Below are 19,164 nucleotides of genomic sequence, written 5' to 3'. Positions count from 1 at the left end.
TACAGTACGCGAAGTAAGGAGTCGAGGACCTTCAGCCTTATTCCCACTTTTTTACGAAAGCCAAAGAATTGGGCCCGCGCCCGGGGATTGCCACGCAATGCACTGCTCCATGTCCAATATACAAAGCGCTTGCCACTCCACCCAGGCCGGAGAGCCATCACGCGACGAGGCCACGCCCTCCACCCTCTGCCGACGGATGCGACGCGTCAGCGGCAGCGCGAGGTAGCGGCCATCGGCGGTCAAACGAGCCGGGCGGGCACGGTTGACCTCCGAGTAGCGGTTGCCAGCCACTGCCAGGAGGCGCACGCTTTCGCCGTCGGCGGAGCGCATCCAGAGATCGCTGCTGCTTTCGGCAAAGTAAAGCCGCTCGCCATCGGGTGACCAAACCGGATTAATCCCCCTGTCGCGCAGGAGCACGAATTCACCATTGCGCCGTACGCGCATCAGCCCCCCGCCGCCGAGCGCCAGCTCGTCCGGACGATGAGGGTGAAACGACCCGCCGCGCCCCTCCGGCAGCCCACGGGAACCCAGTCGATAAAGCCGCTTGCCGGAAAAATCCACCACCTGGTAGCCCTCCGCCCCATGAAACAGCAAACGCTGACTCGCAGCGTGCAGCGCCAATGGGAAAAAGCAGTCGCGGGGGAGATTGACCAAGAGGGACTGGCCTTGCGCCAGATTGTAGCGGCAGAGCTGGTGCTGGATGACGACCGTGCCGTCAGCCTTGTGCGGCATCTCGGTGGCGACCAAGGCCACCAGGGAATCCGACTCCGGCAAATACTCGCAGAGCCAGAGCGCCCACTTGTTCAGCCCCAAGGCAAACAGCCGGTCCTCGCCGCCGCCGTCAACCCCCACTTGACGCAACTCGCTGGCGTCGCGGCGGTCGCCCCACTGGGCGCAATGGTAGCGGTAGATGCGTTCGCGAGTCGGGTCGTAGGCCACCGGGCAATCGACCGGGCTTGTGGGGCCGAGGTCGATCGGGTCGGCGAAATCGGTATCCGAAAGCAGCCAGCGCCCGTCTCGCTTCCAGACCAGCCGACGCCCGGTCGCGCGCGGTGGGACATTTTTCCAACCGGGGGCCAGGGAGAGGGGAAGGGAAGCCGTTTGCATGCAGAGCGTTTGTTTCGTTCGAATATAAGTATCACCAACGGAAAGGCGGCGGGAGGAAATTATTCTCCACTCCCAAGCCCCTCCCTATCGCAATCGGATTCGCTATCGCAATCCCCAGCCGGGCTTCGCACAGCATCTAACGACCGCTCTGGTTCACCAACCGTATAGCCACGCCTCCCCAGCTTAGTCAGCATTGCCGCGATCCGATCCAGGTCCGACTTCCGCTGTTGACTAAGCCCATTATCCAACGCTCTCCCAACAACAAGCACATCTTGTATTGCCGCACATTCCAATGCAGAGCCACGGGCAATCTCGAAATACTTCCGCCGATCAGCCTCCGTCGCCTTCGCGTTGCCCTCCGCAATATTCAGCGGGATCGACTGACTAGCCCTCAACCACTGATCACGCGCATGCCGGTGCAAGCCACTCAGTTGCTCAGCACGCTCAAAGACCCAAGCGACATAGCCAATTGCCAGGCGGTAAACATCCAGTTTCTCGTGTCCTAGAGCCATAATTATCGATAGCGATTACGATTCCGTTAGTGATTGCGATTTTGAGAACAATTAAGAACAGCGATTCGTTACCTTTCCAACAACTTGCAGACCCCGCAGACGCTGGCAAGGCCGGGCTGGACATTTCCCCGACCACACGCTGTGATACCGTGAAACGTCTCTCGCTGTGAGTAAAATCAAGACCGCCACCGTGCGCCGCAGCATCGCCCTGCTGATGGCCGCGCTACTCATCCTCTCCCTGGCTATTTGGCTGGGCACGCGGGAGCGCATGCCGGAAAAGATCACCATCGCGGGCGGCATTCGCGGTGGGGCCTTTAACCACCTCAGCCAAATGCTGGCCGAGGAACTCAGGCGGTCGACCCGCGCCGAAGTCGTGGTTATCCACACCGACGGCTCCATCGACAACCGCGAGCTGCTGGCCAGCGGACAAGTCGACCTAGCCATGATCTCGGCGGACACCCTGCTCGGCCCAGGCACGGAAGTCGTGGCACCGGTTTACGACGAGTTCGTGCACATCATCGTGCGGCGCGATTCCCACGTGCGCCGCATCACCGACCTCAACGGCAAGCACATCATCAGCGGGTCACCCGGGTCCGCCGACCACGCGCATGCGGAGGTGATTTTCCACCACTACGGCGTCACCCCTTCCAAGGAATCCGCGCAGTGGGGCGAGACCTACGAGCTGCCGCTCCTGCCCGACGTGGAGGCCGCCATCGAGATCACCAGCCTCAGCAGCCCGGGCCTCCGACAAATGATGACCAGCGGTGACTACCGCCTGCTCCCAATCGACGACGCCCGCGCCATCGCCTTTGACCACAACTACTATAATGTGGGCGACATCCCGCGCGGGCTCTATTCCGGCCAACTAGCCATCCCGCCCGTGCCCGTAGAAACCCTCTCCTGCACCGCCCGGCTCGCCGCCAGCAAGGACGCCCCCAAGCCCCTCATCAACGCCACGCTCGACGCCCTGTTTGGCGAGCGCATGCAGCGCGAATTCCCCGGTTTGCTTAGCCGTGCCGAGGCCGAGCAGCGCATCGCCCCCAGCTGGCACGCCGCCAGCCACAACTACCTGCAGCCCTACGCGGGCATCGACACCGTGGCCAGCTTCCTCGAGTCGCTTTCGGCGGCCAAAGAGCTGGTCGTGGCGCTCATTGCGCTGCTCTGGCTGGGCTGGCAGCGCTACCGCCTACTTCGCGAAGAGGAGCGCAAGGAGGGCCTCAAGATTCAAAAGGAGCGCCTCGACATCTTCGTCAACCGCACGCTTGAGCTCGATAAACAGCTCAACGACACCACCTGCACCGAGGAGCTGCGCGACCTGCACCGCAAAACAACCGAACTCCAGCACCTGGCCCTGAGCGAGTTGACCGAGGACGACCTACTCGGCGACCGCATGTTTTCCATCTTCCTGGAGCAGAGCAACAGCCTCTGCCGCAAGATCGAAAACCGACTGCTCTCCCGCCGCCTCCTCGCCCTGCACCCCGACAGCCAGACCAAGGCCGAGCCCAACCCGCAGGCCTAAAACAACCCTTCATTCGGGGCCGCAAAATGAGCAATTTAGCGAAGAACAGCCCCCTCACGCGCTTCGACTCGCAAAAATTCCGTAAGCCAATGTTAATTAGGCGCTTAGAAACCTATAAACGCTCCCTATCGGCGCAAAACCAGTACTTTTATGCCATTATGAGGCCATTTCGCGGCAAATTCATGGCAACTAAAGCAAACTTTCTGACCTTCCGAATCAGGTGGGAAGAAGATTGGATGCAGCGCAAGGCGACGTTGGCTTTTGGCACGCAGGCTTATGACTGGCAAATACACGCCCTAGCTCCGCCCCGCCCAATCCGTCACACTGACTGCGGCGACCGACAGGTGACGCTTTAGGGCGCGAGTCTCATCAAGACGAGTCGTTTGCAGCGCCCACAGCGCGGCAGAAAGACGATTTGAGCAGCCAGTCTTCCGGTAGATATTTTTCACGTGGTCTTTGACGGTGTAGATTTCAATACCGAGAATGATGCCGGTCTCCTCGTTGGTCTTTCCTTCCGACAGCAAATACAGCACATCAGCCTCTCGTGGAGTAAGCCCCGCCCGGCACAGTGCCGCCGCCTTGGCGCTCGCGATCGAGAGATTGTCCCGCGCCTTGGCGATGGATCGCGCATTGCCCAGAAGGGATTGCGCCAGGCGCAGCAAATCCCGTTCGTCGGCAGTGTAATCCGTCCCGCCCTGACGCTCAACGCCGAAAAACGGGATCTCGCCGCTCACTCCCGGCACATGGACCGCGCAATGGTCGTCAATGCCCAGCGGGCCATACACCTCGCTGAACATCGAGGTGTCGCGAAACTGACGATTGGAAAAGAAGTCACTACGGGTGAAGGGCTTACCACCATTCACGGTGTGATCCCAGTCCCATAGTTTGTAGTCGGCCATGACCTCGCCATAGGCCGTAATGGCCTCGGTCCAGCCGACGATCTCCTTGTTCACGGAGATTTCCAGCACCTGCGTCTGCGGGTCCAGCGTCCCAAAGATAACGAACTCACTTGATAGCAGCGTATCAATAAATTCAAAGGAGCGCTCCGCATAATTGTCCAAGCCAAGATCGGGCCGCAGCAATCGCTCCGACGCCAGGCAAAACTTTTCAACTTGCGCGTGGCTTAAAGGCATCAAGACATATCAGGTAAACCGCCCAACGCATTAGGTCAACTGTTAACAGTATGCCGCTGTGTCTTATAAGCCTTGTGTCGACGCCAAACCAACACGCCCAAGCCGCCAAAGCCCGCCAAGGCAATGTAGGTCGCGGGCTCCGGAACGGGGGTTACCGCGCCAATATTGAGCGTAATCGAGTCGCTGGGAATCGTCCAGGTGTAGGAACCGGGGATGAGGCCAATGGCGGCGATTGTCACACCGCTGTAAGTCGCAGACCCCGATAAAGGCCCGCCAACGAAACCTCCGGGCACATAGAAAATAGAATTACCACTGACGCCAAAAGTATCGCCAGAAATACTATTCGTGGTGGTGTTTGACCCAACCCCCAAATCATGGATTCCCCCCGATAAAAGATAGGTGTCGATATTACCCAGGGCGTATTGCCGCAGACGGTCTGAGGAGGGGCGAATTAACTGCCGCGGATCGGTATTATTAAAACTCGACTGAATCAGCGCGCCCGTCATGTCCAGAGACCCGCTGGCGGTCACCACGACATCTGCGCCGACCTCCTGAACGTTAATCACCAGAGCCGCCGGCACACTCGCGGAGGACAAAGTTGCCAAGAGTAGGATTAATGTTTTTCGCAGCATCCCATTAGTCTAGCGCATATCACTCATTTGCGATATCCCTCTTTGGAGGGGTATGCTAAACCGCCTCGACTGAAGTAGCCTTCCGCTTCGCCACGCAGCGTCGCCAAACCAATGCCCCCAAGCCGCCAAAGCCCGCCAAGGCAATGTAGGTCGCGGGCTCCGGAACAGGGGTTACCGCGCCAATATTGAGAGTAATCGAGTCGCTGGGAATCGTCCAGGTGTAGGAGCCGGGGATGAAGCCCATCCCGGCAATCGATTTCCCAAGGATGATACTGGATCCAGACAATGGCCCACCTGCATAACCACCGGGAACGTACAAGGTATCATTGCCATTGATCCCGTATGTATCACCGAGAATACTATCCGCTCTGTTATTACCGCCATCCCCTAAATCATGGGTTCCACCTGTGAGGGAGTAGGCATCTATATTGCCCAAGGCATACTGACGAAGCAGATCTGCCCTCGCACGAAGGAGTTGCCGCGGGTCCGTGTTGTTGAAGCTTGTTTGGAACACAGCGCCCGTCATGTCCAGCGACCCACTCGCCGTCACGACCACATCCGCGCCCACCTCCTGCATGTTGATGACCAGTGCGCCAGGCAAGCGACTGGCAGCAGCGATTAGGAGGGTAATGGCAGCAGGAAGAATTAAGTTACGCATAAGCGCACCTTACCCCAAGTCGCTACATTGCGGTATCCCCCCTTGGAGGGGGCTGGCCAATCTCGCCAGGCGCAGCCCGAGCGACGCGAGAAGCCAAGCGCGCCCCCTGCAATCTGGTAAAAAAACCGTCAACTGGATCATAGACGCCATACAACGATAGTCCGTACTTTTTATGATTGCCCCAATTTGGCAAAGTAGCGTTGATCGAAATTCGCCGAAATGGCGTTTCGTGGGGTGGGCTCAAGCCCAAAACAGAGACACAGATGGGAACAGTATTGCAGCGCAAGTTAGCGATTTTCGTGATCACCGTTGGAGCATTGCTTCGCCTGCGGCAGCTGCTGGCGATTCGCTCACTGTGGTGCGACGAAACCATGCTGGCCATGAACCTTTATGCTAAAAGTTTTCAGGAGCTGATGTTTTCGCCGCTGGATTTCGATCAACTTGCCCCCGTGGGCTATTTGGTACTGGGAAAGCTCTCCGTGATCTTGTTTGGGCCGAATGAATTGGGGTTTCGCATGCCAGCCTTCATCTTTGGCGTGTGTTCACTACCGCTTGCCTACCTGCTGGGGCGGAGCGCCTTCAAAAGCGCATGGAGCGCCCTGTGCTTCACCAGCCTCATCGCCCTCTCCCCCATCCTCGTCTACTACTCCAACGAGGTTAAGCCCTACGAACTCGACGCATTTTTTGCACTGCTCAACCTCTACGCCTACCAATGCTATTGCGCCGACAAACTGCGCCCGTGGGCGCTTTGGGCGATTGGCGCCGCGAGCCTCCTCTTCAGCTTTCCGGCCTGCTTCGTATTGGCGGCCATCGGCGCGCTGGAGTTCCTGCGAAACATTCGCCAGGGGAAACGCCAGCCCGCAATCCACGCCGCCGTCATTTCCAGCTGCTGGCTCATCACATTTGCCGCGATCTATGCGGTCTTCATCCGGGGCAGCCATAACAGCGACTACATGCAGGACTACTGGCAAAGCGGATTCATGCCCCATGCACCCGGGCAAGCAATTCCCTGGCTCGGGGAATCCCTGCTGGGGCTCAGCCACCTGTCACTCTTTCAGGATAGGCCCAACGGCCTGAAGAGCAGCCTGGATTGGTTTAACTGGAGCAACCTGACGGCGCTCACGCTAATCGCCATAGGCTTAGCCTGTGGATTTCGCAGCAAGCAGCGTCCACTCGTCGCAATCGCGCTGGCCGCCGCAATCATGATTGGCGCTTCCGCGGTCGAGCTCTACCCCTTTCGCAACCGCATGCTGCTGGGCTTAACGCCGCTGGTCTATCTCGCGCTCACCAGTGGGCTGGACTACTGTCTCTGCGCCCCCCGCAAAACCCTGCGCTGGGTCGGGATCGCCTACTCCAGCGCCCTACTCGGCTTACTGGCGCTGAGCGCGGCATGGACAGCGATACGACCAACTCAACATCAAGATATCAAAGCCGTCATGGCTTACATCCAGGCCCATGCGGAGCCGGGCGACCAAATCGCCGTCAGCCGTTGGAGCTACCTGACCTACTTTTACTACAGCCCGGTTTACGAATTGAGCAACCCGCCTGACATCAAAGTGAGGAGCTACCCGGAGGCCAAACAGTTCATGGCCGAGCAGGCGCCCAGTGGACGCATCTGGTTTCTGTTCTCGGTTCGCCCCGGGCAAGGCGCCCGATTCATTGACGAGCTGACCTCAAAAGACGCCCAACAACTTGCCCGACAAGACGCCCAGGGCGCCAGTTGCTTCCTGTTGGAGTTTTCGCCCTCAGCAAGCCACGCCGCAAACAGACCGCCCAGTCCCGCAATCCCCAATCTTTAGACTTTAATCCCGCGCCAACGCCTGCCATTGTCTCCGGTTTTCCCATGAGTCAGATGATGGACAGCGCCGCACTCCGCCAGTCGTTCCTGGATTTCTTCAAGTCCAAGGAGCACCAGATCGTGCCCTCGGCATCGCTTATGCCGAGCAGCCCGAACCTGCAGTTCACCAATGCGGGCATGAACCAGTTCGTGCCCTACTTCCTGGGCGAACAAGCGGCGCCCTGGCCCCGCGCGGCCGACACCCAAAAGTGCATCCGCGCCGGCGGCAAACACAACGACCTCGAAGACGTCGGTTTCGACACCTACCACCACACCTTCTTCGAGATGCTCGGCAACTGGTCGTTTAACGACTACTTCAAGGCCGAAGCCATCGAGTGGGCCTGGGAACTCCTGACCAAGGTCTGGGGCCTGCCCAAGGAGCGCCTCTACGCCACCGTTTACCAGCCCGGCGAAGGCGACCCCGCCGACTTCGACCAGGAAGCCTACGACTTCTGGAAAGCCATTTTCGAAAAGGAAGGCCTCGACCCGCAGGTCCACATCCGCATGGGCAACAAGGCCGACAACTTCTGGATGATGGGCGAAACCGGCCCCTGCGGCCCGTGCTCGGAGCTCCACATCGACCTCACCCCCAAGGGCGACACCAAGGGCGAGCTCGTCAATGCAGACAGCCCCTACTGCATCGAGATCTGGAACCTCGTCTTCATCCAGTTCAACGCCGAGGCCAACGGCTCCTTCAAGCCGCTCAAGCAAAAGCACATCGACACCGGAATGGGCTTTGAGCGCGTGGCTGGCATCATTGCCACGACCAAGAATTTCACGGACTACTCGCAGCCACCGAGTAACTACAACAGCGACCTGTTCCTGGACATCTTTAAGCACATCTCCAACATGAGCGGCCGCTCCTACGGCTTCACCATGCCGGAGAACCGCGACGACTTGTCCGGCGAAGAGCTCAACGACGTCATCTTCCGTGTGCTCGCGGACCACATCCGCACGCTCAGCTTCTCGATCGCCGACGGCATCGTGCCGGGCAACGCCGACCGCAACTACACGCTGCGCCGCATCCTGCGCCGCGCCGTCATGTTCGGCCGCCGCCTCGACCTGAAGCCCGGCTTCTTCACCAAGCTCGTGGACCCGCTCGTCGACAAGATGGGCCCGTTCTTCCCCGAGCTGGAAGCCCGCCGCGACATCATCCGCGACGTCATTTCCGGCGAAGAAAAATCCTTCGACCGCACCATCGACCGCGGCCTCCAGCTCTTTGACCGCATCAACGAGCGCGCCCTCGTCCGCGACCTCCCACATTTCGAGGAAAACTTAAAGAATCTCGAAAAGACATACGGGACAGGCGTAGACTTAGAAAAGCACATTAGGCAAAACTATGGCCATACCGACCTCGAAGAGCTGCGGCGTATTTATGGCATAGAATCCAACGGCGTCATCTACGGCACCGAAGCGTTCGAACTTTACGACACCTACGGCTTCCCGCTCGACCTGACCGAGCTCCTCGCCCGCGAGCGCAACCTCGTGGTGGACCTCGTTGGCTTCGAGGCCGAGATGGAGAAGCAGCGCGAACGCGCCCGCAAAGCCCAGGTCAAGACCGTCATCAGCGTCGTCGACCAGGACGAGAAGATCCATTCGACCCAGTTTGCCGGCTACGACGTTAACGACCTGACCGGTTTCACCACCGAGCTCATCGGCACCTTTACTGGCGAAGACGCGGACTTCCTCGTGACGGCGCAGAGCCCGTTCTACGCCGAGATGGGCGGCCAGGTGGGCGACACCGGCAGCATCACCCTCGCCGACGGAACCAAGGTCGAAGTGACCAACACCATTACCGACGGCGTCGGCCACCACCTGCACCAGGTCGCCAAGGGCGATTACCAGGGGCAGATTGGCAGCCACGTCACCATGGATGTGGACGTAGCTCGCCGCCGCAAGATACAGCGCCACCACAGCGCCACACACATGCTCAACTGGGCGCTTCGCGAAACGCTGGGCGACCACGTGCAGCAGGCCGGCTCGCTCGTATCGCCGGATCACCTCCGCTTTGACTTCCGCCACCACGCCGCAATCACGCCCGAGCAGCTTGAGCAGATCGAGCGTATGGTCAATGGCCGCATCCTCGAGAACGCCGGCGTCCAGTGGTTTGAAGTGCCTTTCTCCGACAAGCCCGAGGATGTCGTGGCTGTCTTTGGCGAAAAGTATGGCTCCGTGGTCCGCGTCGTGGACATCGGCGGCTACTCCAAGGAACTTTGCGGCGGCGCCCACGTGACCGCCACCGGCGAGCTCGGCCTGCTCAAGGTCAAGAGCGAGTCCGCCATCGCCGCTGGCACGCGCCGCATCGAAGCCGTTTGCGGTGAAGCCGCTTTCGAAATGGCATCGCAGAATTACGCCGAGCTCCACCACATGGCCAGCAAGCTTTCCTGCAAGCCGGCCGAGATCGAAGAGCGCCTCGAAAAGCTACTCGCCTCCAACAAGGAACTCGAAAAGCAACTCCGCGCCATGGAGCAAAAGCAGGCCGCAGCCCAGGGCGGCAGCCTGATTGACACCGCCGTCGACAAGGACGGCATCAAATGGCTGGCGGGCAAGGTCAGCGTCGCCAACCCGAACGACATGCGCGGCCTCGGCGTGGATCTTCAGAAAAAGCTCGGCCCGAGCGTGGTGATTCTTGGCGGCGTCTTCGGCCCAAAGGTCACGGTGCTCGCACTCTGCTCACCGGAAGCCATCGCAGCCGGCATCAAGGCTGGCGACATTATTAAGAACCTTACGGCCAAGCTTGGCGGCAAGGGCGGCGGCAAGCCGGACTTCGCAATGGGCGGCGGCTCCGACGCCTCAGCCCTCGACGGCGCCCTGAAGGAAGTGGTGGCTTAGACGAAATATTCTTTCATAGGCGGCGTCGACCACAAACCAATGGACAATGAAGGACAGAAATGGGGGCTTGCTGGCATAGGAAGTCATGACTCATTTACGGCGGAACTTGACGAGCCAATCGACAAGAACACCTTGTGGGAGCTCACTCTGTCCGGCCCAAGTTGGAGTCTTCGCATAAAACTCGACGGCCCCGAATCCATAAGGGACTTCTACACATTTTTAGAGAAGCATTCATCGACATCCGGCCACCAATCCCACTGCATTTTCAAAAGCGAAGAGGAGGAAATCCGAATCTACAAAAACTCGGAATTAGGGGTTAGATTTATTCTGTGTGCCTGTGGAAGGAACTTTACCTCTGAAGTAGTAATCCAAGACGAAAAGGTAACGTCGCTTGTCCTGGCGCTAAAGGACCTTGTTGAAGATCTGGGTTCATAAAATATTTTCAACTCCCCGATCTTCCTGTTTAATCCAACCAACCAAATGCTCACCTCCGCCGAAAAAAAACAGCTTCGCGGCGCGGCCCAGCGACTACCCGCTGGCGTCCACGTTGGCAAACAAGGCCTGACCGACACGCTCATCGCAGAGCTGGATCACCTGCTTACACGTGACCAGCTCGTGAAGGTGAAGTTCATCGTCGACCGCGACGTGCTCAAGGCCGCCATCGCGGAGATCGAGGAGCGCGCCGACTGCGAGTGCGTGGGCAGCGTCGGCAAGACTGCGGCGTTCTACCGCGCCAAGGCTTCGGGCTCGTAGAGCACCTCATCACCCGTCTCGCCAGAGCGAATACGGATGGCTTCCTCGATTGGCACGATGAAGATCTTGCCATCGCCAATATTGCCGGTACGAGCGTGCTTGATGATCGTATCGACCACCAGCTTCACCTCGGTATCGGGCACGGCGATCTCGAGCATGACCTTCGGCATGAATTCGATGGCATACTCGCCGCGGTAAACCGAGTTGTGCCCCTTTTGGCGGCCGAAGCCCTTCACATCGATGACGGTCATGCCTTCGATGCCCACTTCGGCGAGAGCGTCTTTAACTTCGGGAACCTTGAACGGCTTGATGATTGCTTTAACGAGTTTCACTGGATTGGATAGGTTGACTGTTATTGAATTAAGGTTACTAATCACACAACGCCTACTGTATTGCGATTCTAATAAGTGATTCTAACGCCCGCACCGCCATTCAGTAGCCCAACTACAGTCTCCAATTAGCCAAACCTTGCTCAAAGTCACCTCTCCTCGCCGCCACCATTAACTTGAGCGTGGGGTGCCGTTATGCCGCGACAGGGGGCGAAACTTTTTTCTTGCAATCCACTTGCCAGGCTATTTGCTGGAGCGTTTTCCAATTTATCACCATGAGCGAAGAAGCAAAAAAGCAAAGCCGCACGCCGCTGGATTTCGATTTCAATGATGTCGAACAACTTTCCCGTTACGTAACAGATACGGGCAAGATTCTTCCACGTCGCATTACCGGACTGACCGCCCTTCAGCAGCGCCGCGTTACCAAGGCCATCAAGCGCGCGCGCAACATGCTTCTGATGAAGTAAGCATGTCGGCCTAAAAAACCCGAAAACCTCGAAAAGCGCCCAATGGCGCTTTTTTTATGGACGCATCTCACCCAGACTTCCTCACCGGCGATGCGGTCGGCATTCAAAAAGCGGCCAAACTGCTCCACGCGGGCCAGTGCGTTGCCGCGCCCACAGAGACCGTCTATGGCCTTGCAGGCAATGCCTTCAACGAGCACGCGGTGCGCAGTATTTTTGCAATTAAAAGCCGCCCCTACATCGACCCGCTGATTGTGCATATACATGCTATCGAACAATTAACGGAACTCACTCGACTCGACGATGAACAGCTCTCGGCCGTAAAGCTGTTAGCTGCCGAATTCTGGCCAGGCCCGTTAACGATGGTTCTCCCCAAAACCAAAGCGGTCTCTGGATTGGTAACAGCGAACCGCGACAGCGTGGCCATCCGCCAGCCCGCACACCCAGTCATGCGTGAATTGTTACGCACCAGCGGTCTCTTCCTAGCCGCGCCCAGCGCCAATCCTTTTGGCTATATCAGCCCGACCACCGCCCAACACGTGCGCGAATCTCTCGGCATTCGCTGTCCACACATCCTGGATGGCGGCCCTTGTGAAAACGGAGTGGAATCCACGATCATCGACTTACGCGATCCCCGTGCACCAGTCCTCTTAAGGCCTGGCCCCATCGGTCTGGAGCAGCTGAAGGATGTTCTGCACCTATCAGTAAAACGCCCCGCCCCAGCCAGCGACGCCTCCCTGGCCCCAGGCATGCTCGAGCGACACTACAGCCCGCGCACCAAGCTAAGCCTACACACCGCCGGTAGCCTGCCCGCAACACATACCGGCGAAGCAAAACTTTTACTACAGCGCCCTCCAAACGCTGATAGCCAGCATACCTTTTGGCTGAGTGAGTCCGGTAACCTAAATGAAGTTGCCCAAAACCTGTTCAGCCTACTGCGCGCATTGGATGCCGACGAAGCGATTCAGCACATACACTGTGAAATGCCACCCGCAGGACCCGGCATAGCCGACGCCATTCGCGACCGACTTAATCGAGCGAGTAAACGCTAAGAAAGAGCAAAGCCCCGCGTGCAATTTGCAGTCGGGGCTTTACATTTAAAAAGGCACGCTTAGGTGCGCGGCATCGCTTCTTCGTCTTGCGACTTCTTGGCGCGACCTGGCTTCTTTACGGGTACATCGAGAACATCACCATCCTCATCGTGACCGTAGTAACCGGCATAAGATTTGTCGTAATAGTTCGCGTAGTAATACGACGCAACGTTGACGCTGATCTGATTGAGCACTGCCCCAAAGACCGGTGTGTTCGACTCGATGATGCGACGCAAGTTAGACTTGGCTGTCTTGCGCTTCACCGCATTGAACTTAATAACATAAATAATGCCATCGGCAAAGGGCAGTACGGTCAACACGTCACTCACTACCGCAATTGGCGGCGTATCAATGAAGATGCGGTCGTAACGTTCGCTTAAGGTAGCAAGAAGTTGCTCAAAATCCGGGCTATTGAGGATCTGCGTCGGATTCTTCGCCTTAATGCCAGCAGGCAGGACATCGAGATTTGGGTAAAGCTCGGTAATGATCGCGTCATCGAGTGAGCAGTCACCTGCGAAGTATTTCACCACACCTTCTGTGCGCTCATCGATATTCAAGGACTTAGCAACATTGGGCATGCGCAAGTCGCCATCAAGGATAAGGACACGCTCACCATGAATCGCAAAGGTGATGGCTAAGTTCGTTGATACGAAAGACTTACCTTCTGAAGGCGAAGTCGAAGTCGTCAGAATGATTTTTGCCTTTTTGCTAGCCTCATTAAGCTTGAGCGCCGAGTGGATCGCACGGAAAGCCTCGGTGACACGACGCTCTGCATTGGATGCGACTGCCTGTGCCTTTTCCGGAGAATTCAAACGCTTAATGCGGGGCACAATGCCAATCAGCGGCAAGCCAACTGCATTTTCAATATCATAGGCGCTCTTAATGCGGTCGTCCAGGATCGCAATGAGGAATACCAAACCAGCACCACAGAACAAACCACCTACGATGCCAATGGCTAGATTCATCAGCACGTTCGGCTTGGCCGGCTTAGTGGATGGAGATGCCTTGTCGATAATACGAGCATTCGCAGAAACTAACGCAACCTGCGCCATTTCCGTCTGGTAGCGTGCCATCATCGCCTGATAAAGCGAATTGTTCACCGCAAGGTCATCCAGCATGGAATTGTATTTTACGGCAATCTCCCCTAGGTCCATCATGTCGAGCTCCTTCTCAGCCAGACGACTGCTGGTGTCCTCGTAAGTCTTCTTGGCCATCTCGTAGATATTGCGTGTCTTTTCGATCGCCGAATTCACTGCCTTGTTGATTTCCTTTTCGGTTTCCTCAACGGCACGGACAGCCTCAATCATGCTTGGATGCTTGTCGCGGTAGCGCTTTTTCAAAGACGCAACGGTGATATTTTGCTGAGATAGCTGCGTTAATAAATTAGAAATGCGCGGCATGTCTGCAATGAATGGAATATCCCAAAGTGGACGATCAGCATCCTGATACTCCTGAACCAGCTGCCAGTTGCGCTCTGCCATTGACAATGTTCGCTCGTCATCAACGACCGTGGACTTAAGCTTCAGCAGCTCATTGCCTTCATAACCGGAAGTTTCTTCGGCCGAAAACCCTAATCGCTTGAACTTTTTGCGGTATTCGTTGATCTGCTCCCGTATCTCCTCAACCTTTTCCCGCTGGTGCTCAGCACGGTTGCGCAAGTCTTCTACCGCACGCATGGAGGTCTCAATATTGAGCTTCACATTGTAGTTGATGTATTCATCGGCAAAATAATTGGCCACCTTGGAAGCCATTGTGGCGTCCGGGTGCATATACGACGCAGCAACGATCCAAGTCATCCGCAGTGGCGTTACCGACAAGTTTTTCGCCAAAACTTCTTCCAGCGACAATGGGCCAGACAAGCTAAACTGATCCTTGTAGGGTGCCATGAAGATCACTCGGTCTTCATCTTTAATGCGATCAGCGACAGCGCTGATCAAAGACCCACTTTGCAGAATACTAACTTGAGTCTGAAAGTCTTCAATTCCGCGAATAGTATTGTCTAGAATATCGGTATCATCCTGTAGAATCTTAGGATTATCGCGGAGCACTTGAATGGTGGCAGTCGAACGGTATTCCTCCGTGACATTGAACGTGTAGAGCAACGTCGCGACAAAAATAATGAAGAAGGTAACAACGAGATACCAAATTCGCTCGCGTAGAATAACGAGATAGTCCTTTAGTGACCGTGAAGGGCCTTGCTCCGAGCCTCCATAGCCTCCGTAGTTGTATCCGTAGCCATAGTAGTAGCCGCTGCCACCATAATTCCCATAGGAACCATATCCTTGGTATCCACCATAGGAGCCCGTAGACTCGTTCGAAACGTTGCGTTTGTCGATGTCGCTCATGTGCAATGAGGAATAATAAAGTAAGGGTAGAAAGTGAGCTGCTAGATGATTCGCTCTTTCACGAAAATAGTATCTCCATCCACGATGATGATATCCTTCGCCTCTGGGTCTTCTAGAATTTCATCAAAATCCAGCTCAAAGACTGTCTTTTTGCCATTCTCATCTGTGCGTGTAACCTGAATGGTGTCACTCGCCAGTCGAGTGCGGCTACCAGCTGCACTGATCACCTGAGAAAGCGTCATGGTTTCTTCCGGTGGGATAATAACCGGCCCTGGGCGATTAACTTGCCCATGAACATAAGCTCGGCGCTCAGTATATGAAAGCAGCAGTAGGGTAATCTGTGGGTTAACCAAGTAATCTCGATTGTAGAGATCGGTAATGAGCGTCGTCGCGTCATTAATCGTCATATCACCCACATGAACTTTGCCAATTAAAGGCAAAATTACAGTGCCTTCCTGGCTAACTCGGACCTGCTGTTCTAACTCAGGCTCCTTATATACAGTCATCTGAATAATATCCAGCGGCTGTAGAGTGTAGTTGGAGCCAATGAGGCCTCGATTCTTGCTCGCAGCATTGTTCTGCGCCTGGGCAAATGATGGAATCAAAAGTGCAGCAATGAATATGCAAAGGCCGGCGAAACGTTTCATGGAAAGAGTTGGTTGGTAAAAAAGAGGAAAGGAAGGCACTGCAATAGACCTTCCTTTCCGGAAAATGTTCAATCAGACCTGCAAAGAACCTAGCTTAATAGCGGAAGGTTGCTTGCAAGTTGACCGTGTGAGCCTGAAAGCTTGCACCCGTATTGTTGCTGCCAATCACAGGATTGAAATTTCCAGTAGAGTGGTTATTAATGTAGTAATAGCCAACACTCAGCTGCCAGTAAACGTTAGGCGTGTAGTTGACAGAGAGACTTGTCGTGGTGGTCAAATCTTCACGACCCGTCGTATTCTGATACTCTGAATTTTCCATACCGAACTCAGCGTTGGAGGAAATATACTCGTTGAAGGTATACGTCGCACCAATATCACCACCAAGGTTCGTGGTGGTTTGACCCTGTGCTCCTACTCCGAAGTCGTGGTAAAGAGTCGCGTAAGTCATCAGCTTAGGAGTCACAGCATACTCAGCAGTGCCATCAATCGCAAACTGGCCACGGGTATCTTGCGTAACCGGCACGCCGCTAACTAAGCGGTCACGGTTTGGATCACGGAGCTGATAACCAAGATTTACCGAAAGATTCAATTTAGGTGCCACTTCGCCGCGAACTGCGACATTGAAGAAGTAGTCAAAGTAATCCGCCGGACGCACTCCAGGAGTGCTGCTGGGGTCGGAGTAACGGAAACGGAAGCTAGGACCGACACTCAACTTTGGAGTCACACGCCAATAGAAAGAAAGCGGCAAGGTGTAAGTATCGAGATCGGAGTATGTATTACCGAAGTCTTGGTTGTTGGTATAGTCGGTACGGGTCCAAGTAAAGCCAGCGCTCGCCCAAGCCTTAGGTGAAATATCGTAATCGCCATCCAAATACGCACGGTAGTTGTCTGTTTCTACAAGGTTAGCCTGAAAGTTGCGCCCCGAAGTCGTCGCGGTATTCTGTTGGCTCTGAACGAAGGAAAAACCGGCTGAAGTCTGGAGGTTACCCCAATCGTAAGTGCCATCAACATAAAGATTCGCCAGCTCAGTATTCAGTTGGCTGCCATACTTGGTGTAAAAGAGGAAATCTTCGCGGAAATAGATGGACACGTTCGCGTTACTGTTACGACCGATGTTAATTTCCAGGCCTGGAGACACGTAGAATACGAAGGCGCTGTCCTTCGGGCGATTGACCACCACACCAGTTGGCGTTGTGCCGACTTGGCCATCGGTGTAGAAAAGATTCGAACGCCATTGGACATTCGTGCTGCCATTGAAGAAGACATCAACGGAATCACCAATCGAGACCAGAGGTGCGGCATTTGCGAAAGAACCTGCGCTTAGGGCTGCGGCAGCTAATAGGGTTTTCTGAGCAAAGGATTTCATGGTTTTAACTTTGTAGCTGGATATTTTCCGAAGATAGCAAAACTTCGTCTGGTAAAGGAATATCCCAACTTTGGGCAAAAGAATTATAAAAATCAAGCCCAAGAACCGTCTAGAACATGAAAATTCCAATATTTTCCGCATCAAGTGCTTGCAAATGTGACATTTGCGTAAACCTCAGAACTCCATGAGGATATCCTAATACGCCAAATCATGCTTTTAAGGAACATAAGCCTCTATTTAAGGTTGACCCGTTGATGACGCGTGCAAACCTCGGAAACATGAGTAATGCGACCCCTAGCTCCAAAAACCAGCAAAGAAGCATCTTACTCGGGTTCGCCGTGCGCAGACGGGGCCCAAGCGGACGTTGGCACATTAGGTTTCGCTGGGGACGCATTTTAGCCGTTTTTGCCGGATTAGCGGTCTTGGGATACATTTGCCTAGCGACTGCCCTGTTTATCTTTTTCAAAAAGGTCCAAAAATTCGACGACGTTCAATACGGGGACATGTTCACCATCTTCTTCAACATGGATGAGCACCGGGCTAAAGTCGGTGATTACCAGATCGAGATGGCCAAAACCATGCTTGAGGAGGGCAACTATCGCGACGCCTTCAAATTCCTCCGCGAGGGCGTTCAACGTTCGCCACAAAACCTCGAAGGTCGCCTGCTGGTTAGTGAATACTTCATCTACATCCCAAACCTCCGTGACCTCGATCGCGCCCTGAAACTACTCGAGGAGGGTCTTCCCTACGCGCACGACAATCCTGAATACCTCAAGCGCTACATTCAGTTACTGATTCGCCAGCAGGAAGACCAACAGGTCATCGATGTCTCCAATGAAATTCTGGCAGAAAATCCCGAGGAAGAAACCAGCAAACTGCTGTCTACCGCAGCCGCGACCTCCCACCTATACCGTGGTAATTTCGATGAGGCCGAAGACTTCATCAAGGAATACGACCTCGAATCCCAGATCGAAGGCTTATTATTGTCTACCAAGGTTTCCTGGGAGCGAGGTGCCCAGCGAGCGGCTATCGCCAAACTGGAAAACTCCATCGGCAAATTCAACACCAACGAGCCCATCTACGCCCAGCTCAGTCAATACTACCGCGACCTCGGTGAATACGAAAAAGCCCGTCAATACGCGGTCCTGCGCAACATCGATGCCCCACTGGCCGTTTCACCACGTGTCGACCTGCTCTACACCCTCAGCCTGACAGGCCAGGAAGAGCGCGCCGAAGCAGAGGCCAACGCCATTCTGCGCCAATTCCGCAACGACGAAAAAGCCATGCTCCGGCTCGCTAACTTCGCCACCGACGAGGGGCAAATCGACCTGGCACGCCGCATTTACGAACAGGCGCTGGAAAATGACTTCCCCATCGCGCCCTTCGCCTTGCTCCTCATCGAGTCCCACATTACCGCCAAAGACTTCGAAGGCGCGATCAGCTTCAGCGAGGAACTCGCCAAAGAGCGCCCCGATTGGCTCGAGCAAAACCTGCCCATCTTCAATAGCTTGCGCTCCGTTGCCTACTACGGCGTAGGCAACATGAACCTGGCCGATATCTACATTGCCCAATTCCTGCAACAGCCCAACCTGCGCGCAGAGTCCCTCATGGCCGTCTCCCGCCGCTTCACTCAGCTGGGTGGCGACGAATTTGCCCGGCGCGTGCTCAAGCAGGCCTACATCAACAATCCCAAAAACCAGGCCGCCCTCTCCAATCTGATCGAAATCGAGATCAAAACCGGCAACGCCGCCGAGTTGGGCAACTACCTGAAAAAGCTCCTCCAAATGCGCCGCCCGTCCGTGGAAATTCTTGAGCAAGCCTACGAGAAACTCGGCAGCGACCGCTTCATTTACACGCCCGACCGCGAAAACCTCCTCATCGAGCTCAACACAGTCCTCCGCCCGCAAGAGCAAGCTAGCTAGAGCATCTATGCGATACC

General features: G+C 55.8%; 17 protein-coding genes. 8 read left to right on the top strand and 9 right to left on the bottom strand.

Annotated elements, in window-relative coordinates:
• Positions 1 to 51: 51 nt before the first annotated feature.
• Both RBB62_RS04305 and RBB62_RS04300 read right to left on the bottom strand, forming a co-directional pair.
• Entirely contained in the window at positions 52 to 1,107 is a 1,056-nt protein-coding gene (locus RBB62_RS04305) for a TolB-like translocation protein (RefSeq protein ID WP_309397399.1), read from the bottom strand.
• 59 nt (positions 1,108 to 1,166) lie between these two features.
• Positions 1,167 to 1,619, bottom strand: a complete 453-nt coding sequence (locus tag RBB62_RS04300; protein WP_309397397.1) for a four helix bundle protein — start codon at positions 1,617 to 1,619, stop codon at positions 1,167 to 1,169.
• A 166-nt stretch (positions 1,620 to 1,785) separates the two neighbouring features.
• Here RBB62_RS04300 and RBB62_RS04295 point away from each other — a divergent pair, with 166 nt between their 5' ends.
• On the top strand, positions 1,786 to 3,138 hold the full coding sequence (locus RBB62_RS04295; RefSeq protein WP_309397395.1) for a TAXI family TRAP transporter solute-binding subunit: 1,353 nt from the start codon (positions 1,786 to 1,788) through the stop codon (positions 3,136 to 3,138).
• Positions 3,139 to 3,434: 296 nt separating this feature from the next.
• On the opposite strand, the gene RBB62_RS04290 is transcribed toward RBB62_RS04295, so the two are convergent.
• From RBB62_RS04290 to RBB62_RS04280, 3 genes are read right to left on the bottom strand one after another with little or no spacing between them, the layout of a single operon-like run.
• The gene (locus tag RBB62_RS04290) at positions 3,435 to 4,271 is read right to left on the bottom strand and encodes a helix-turn-helix domain-containing protein (protein WP_309397393.1); all 837 of its coding nucleotides are present in this window, start codon (positions 4,269 to 4,271) and stop codon (positions 3,435 to 3,437) included.
• A 35-nt stretch (positions 4,272 to 4,306) separates the two neighbouring features.
• Positions 4,307 to 4,903 carry a PEP-CTERM sorting domain-containing protein gene (locus RBB62_RS04285; protein ID WP_309397391.1) on the bottom strand — a complete coding sequence of 199 codons (597 nt, stop codon included), beginning with the start codon at positions 4,901 to 4,903 and terminating at the stop codon, positions 4,307 to 4,309.
• A 55-nt stretch (positions 4,904 to 4,958) separates the two neighbouring features.
• Entirely contained in the window at positions 4,959 to 5,561 is a 603-nt protein-coding gene (locus RBB62_RS04280; RefSeq protein ID WP_309397389.1) for a PEP-CTERM sorting domain-containing protein, read from the bottom strand.
• A 263-nt stretch (positions 5,562 to 5,824) separates the two neighbouring features.
• On the opposite strand from RBB62_RS04280, the gene RBB62_RS04275 reads away from it, so the two are divergent.
• The 4 genes from RBB62_RS04275 to RBB62_RS04260 are packed head-to-tail and all read left to right on the top strand — an operon-like array spanning position 5,825 to position 10,983.
• The gene (locus RBB62_RS04275; protein ID WP_309397387.1) at positions 5,825 to 7,360 is read left to right on the top strand and encodes a glycosyltransferase family 39 protein; all 1,536 of its coding nucleotides are present in this window, start codon (positions 5,825 to 5,827) and stop codon (positions 7,358 to 7,360) included.
• Positions 7,361 to 7,413: 53 nt separating this feature from the next.
• Positions 7,414 to 10,230: an alanine--tRNA ligase gene (gene alaS / locus RBB62_RS04270; protein ID WP_343219065.1), complete on the top strand. Its 2,817-nt coding sequence runs from the start codon at positions 7,414 to 7,416 to the stop codon at positions 10,228 to 10,230.
• A gap of 39 nt (positions 10,231 to 10,269) precedes the next feature.
• Complete coding sequence (locus tag RBB62_RS04265; RefSeq protein WP_309397383.1) at positions 10,270 to 10,665, top strand: hypothetical protein; 396 nt, start codon at positions 10,270 to 10,272, stop codon at positions 10,663 to 10,665.
• 45 nt (positions 10,666 to 10,710) lie between these two features.
• On the top strand, positions 10,711 to 10,983 hold the full coding sequence (locus tag RBB62_RS04260; protein ID WP_309397381.1) for a YhbY family RNA-binding protein: 273 nt from the start codon (positions 10,711 to 10,713) through the stop codon (positions 10,981 to 10,983).
• On the opposite strand, the gene RBB62_RS04255 is transcribed toward RBB62_RS04260, so the two are convergent.
• Complete coding sequence (locus RBB62_RS04255; protein ID WP_309397379.1) at positions 10,956 to 11,315, bottom strand: P-II family nitrogen regulator; 360 nt, start codon at positions 11,313 to 11,315, stop codon at positions 10,956 to 10,958. The genes RBB62_RS04260 and RBB62_RS04255 overlap by 28 nt on opposite strands.
• Before the next feature lie 272 nt (positions 11,316 to 11,587).
• Between RBB62_RS04255 and rpsR the strand changes: the two genes are divergently transcribed.
• Both rpsR and RBB62_RS04245 read left to right on the top strand, forming a co-directional pair.
• The gene (rpsR, locus tag RBB62_RS04250) at positions 11,588 to 11,779 is read left to right on the top strand and encodes a 30S ribosomal protein S18 (RefSeq protein ID WP_309397377.1); all 192 of its coding nucleotides are present in this window, start codon (positions 11,588 to 11,590) and stop codon (positions 11,777 to 11,779) included.
• A 56-nt stretch (positions 11,780 to 11,835) separates the two neighbouring features.
• On the top strand, positions 11,836 to 12,828 hold the full coding sequence (locus RBB62_RS04245) for an L-threonylcarbamoyladenylate synthase (RefSeq protein ID WP_309397375.1): 993 nt from the start codon (positions 11,836 to 11,838) through the stop codon (positions 12,826 to 12,828).
• Between the two features lie 59 nt (positions 12,829 to 12,887).
• Here the strand turns inward: RBB62_RS04245 and RBB62_RS04240 are convergent, their stop codons facing one another.
• The 3 genes from RBB62_RS04240 to RBB62_RS04230 all read right to left on the bottom strand — a co-directional run bounded on the left by RBB62_RS04240 (position 12,888) and on the right by RBB62_RS04230 (position 17,225).
• Positions 12,888 to 15,212 carry a GumC family protein gene (locus RBB62_RS04240; protein WP_309397374.1) on the bottom strand — a complete coding sequence of 775 codons (2,325 nt, stop codon included), beginning with the start codon at positions 15,210 to 15,212 and terminating at the stop codon, positions 12,888 to 12,890.
• 41 nt (positions 15,213 to 15,253) lie between these two features.
• Positions 15,254 to 15,859 carry a polysaccharide biosynthesis/export family protein gene (locus RBB62_RS04235; RefSeq protein WP_309397372.1) on the bottom strand — a complete coding sequence of 202 codons (606 nt, stop codon included), beginning with the start codon at positions 15,857 to 15,859 and terminating at the stop codon, positions 15,254 to 15,256.
• A 94-nt stretch (positions 15,860 to 15,953) separates the two neighbouring features.
• Positions 15,954 to 17,225 (bottom strand): hypothetical protein, encoded by a 1,272-nt coding sequence (locus tag RBB62_RS04230; RefSeq protein ID WP_309397370.1) that lies wholly within the window; start codon positions 17,223 to 17,225, stop codon positions 15,954 to 15,956.
• Between the two features lie 503 nt (positions 17,226 to 17,728).
• Between RBB62_RS04230 and RBB62_RS04225 the strand changes: the two genes are divergently transcribed.
• Positions 17,729 to 19,147 carry a tetratricopeptide repeat protein gene (locus tag RBB62_RS04225; protein WP_309397368.1) on the top strand — a complete coding sequence of 473 codons (1,419 nt, stop codon included), beginning with the start codon at positions 17,729 to 17,731 and terminating at the stop codon, positions 19,145 to 19,147.
• Positions 19,148 to 19,164: the final 17 nt, after the last annotated feature.

The organism is Cerasicoccus maritimus (genome assembly GCA_031296935.1).
Lineage (GTDB): Bacteria > Verrucomicrobiota > Verrucomicrobiia > Opitutales > Cerasicoccaceae > Cerasicoccus > Cerasicoccus maritimus.
The sequence above is the reverse complement of the archived record's forward strand: the minus strand, read 5'-3'. Positions and strand labels throughout refer to the sequence as shown.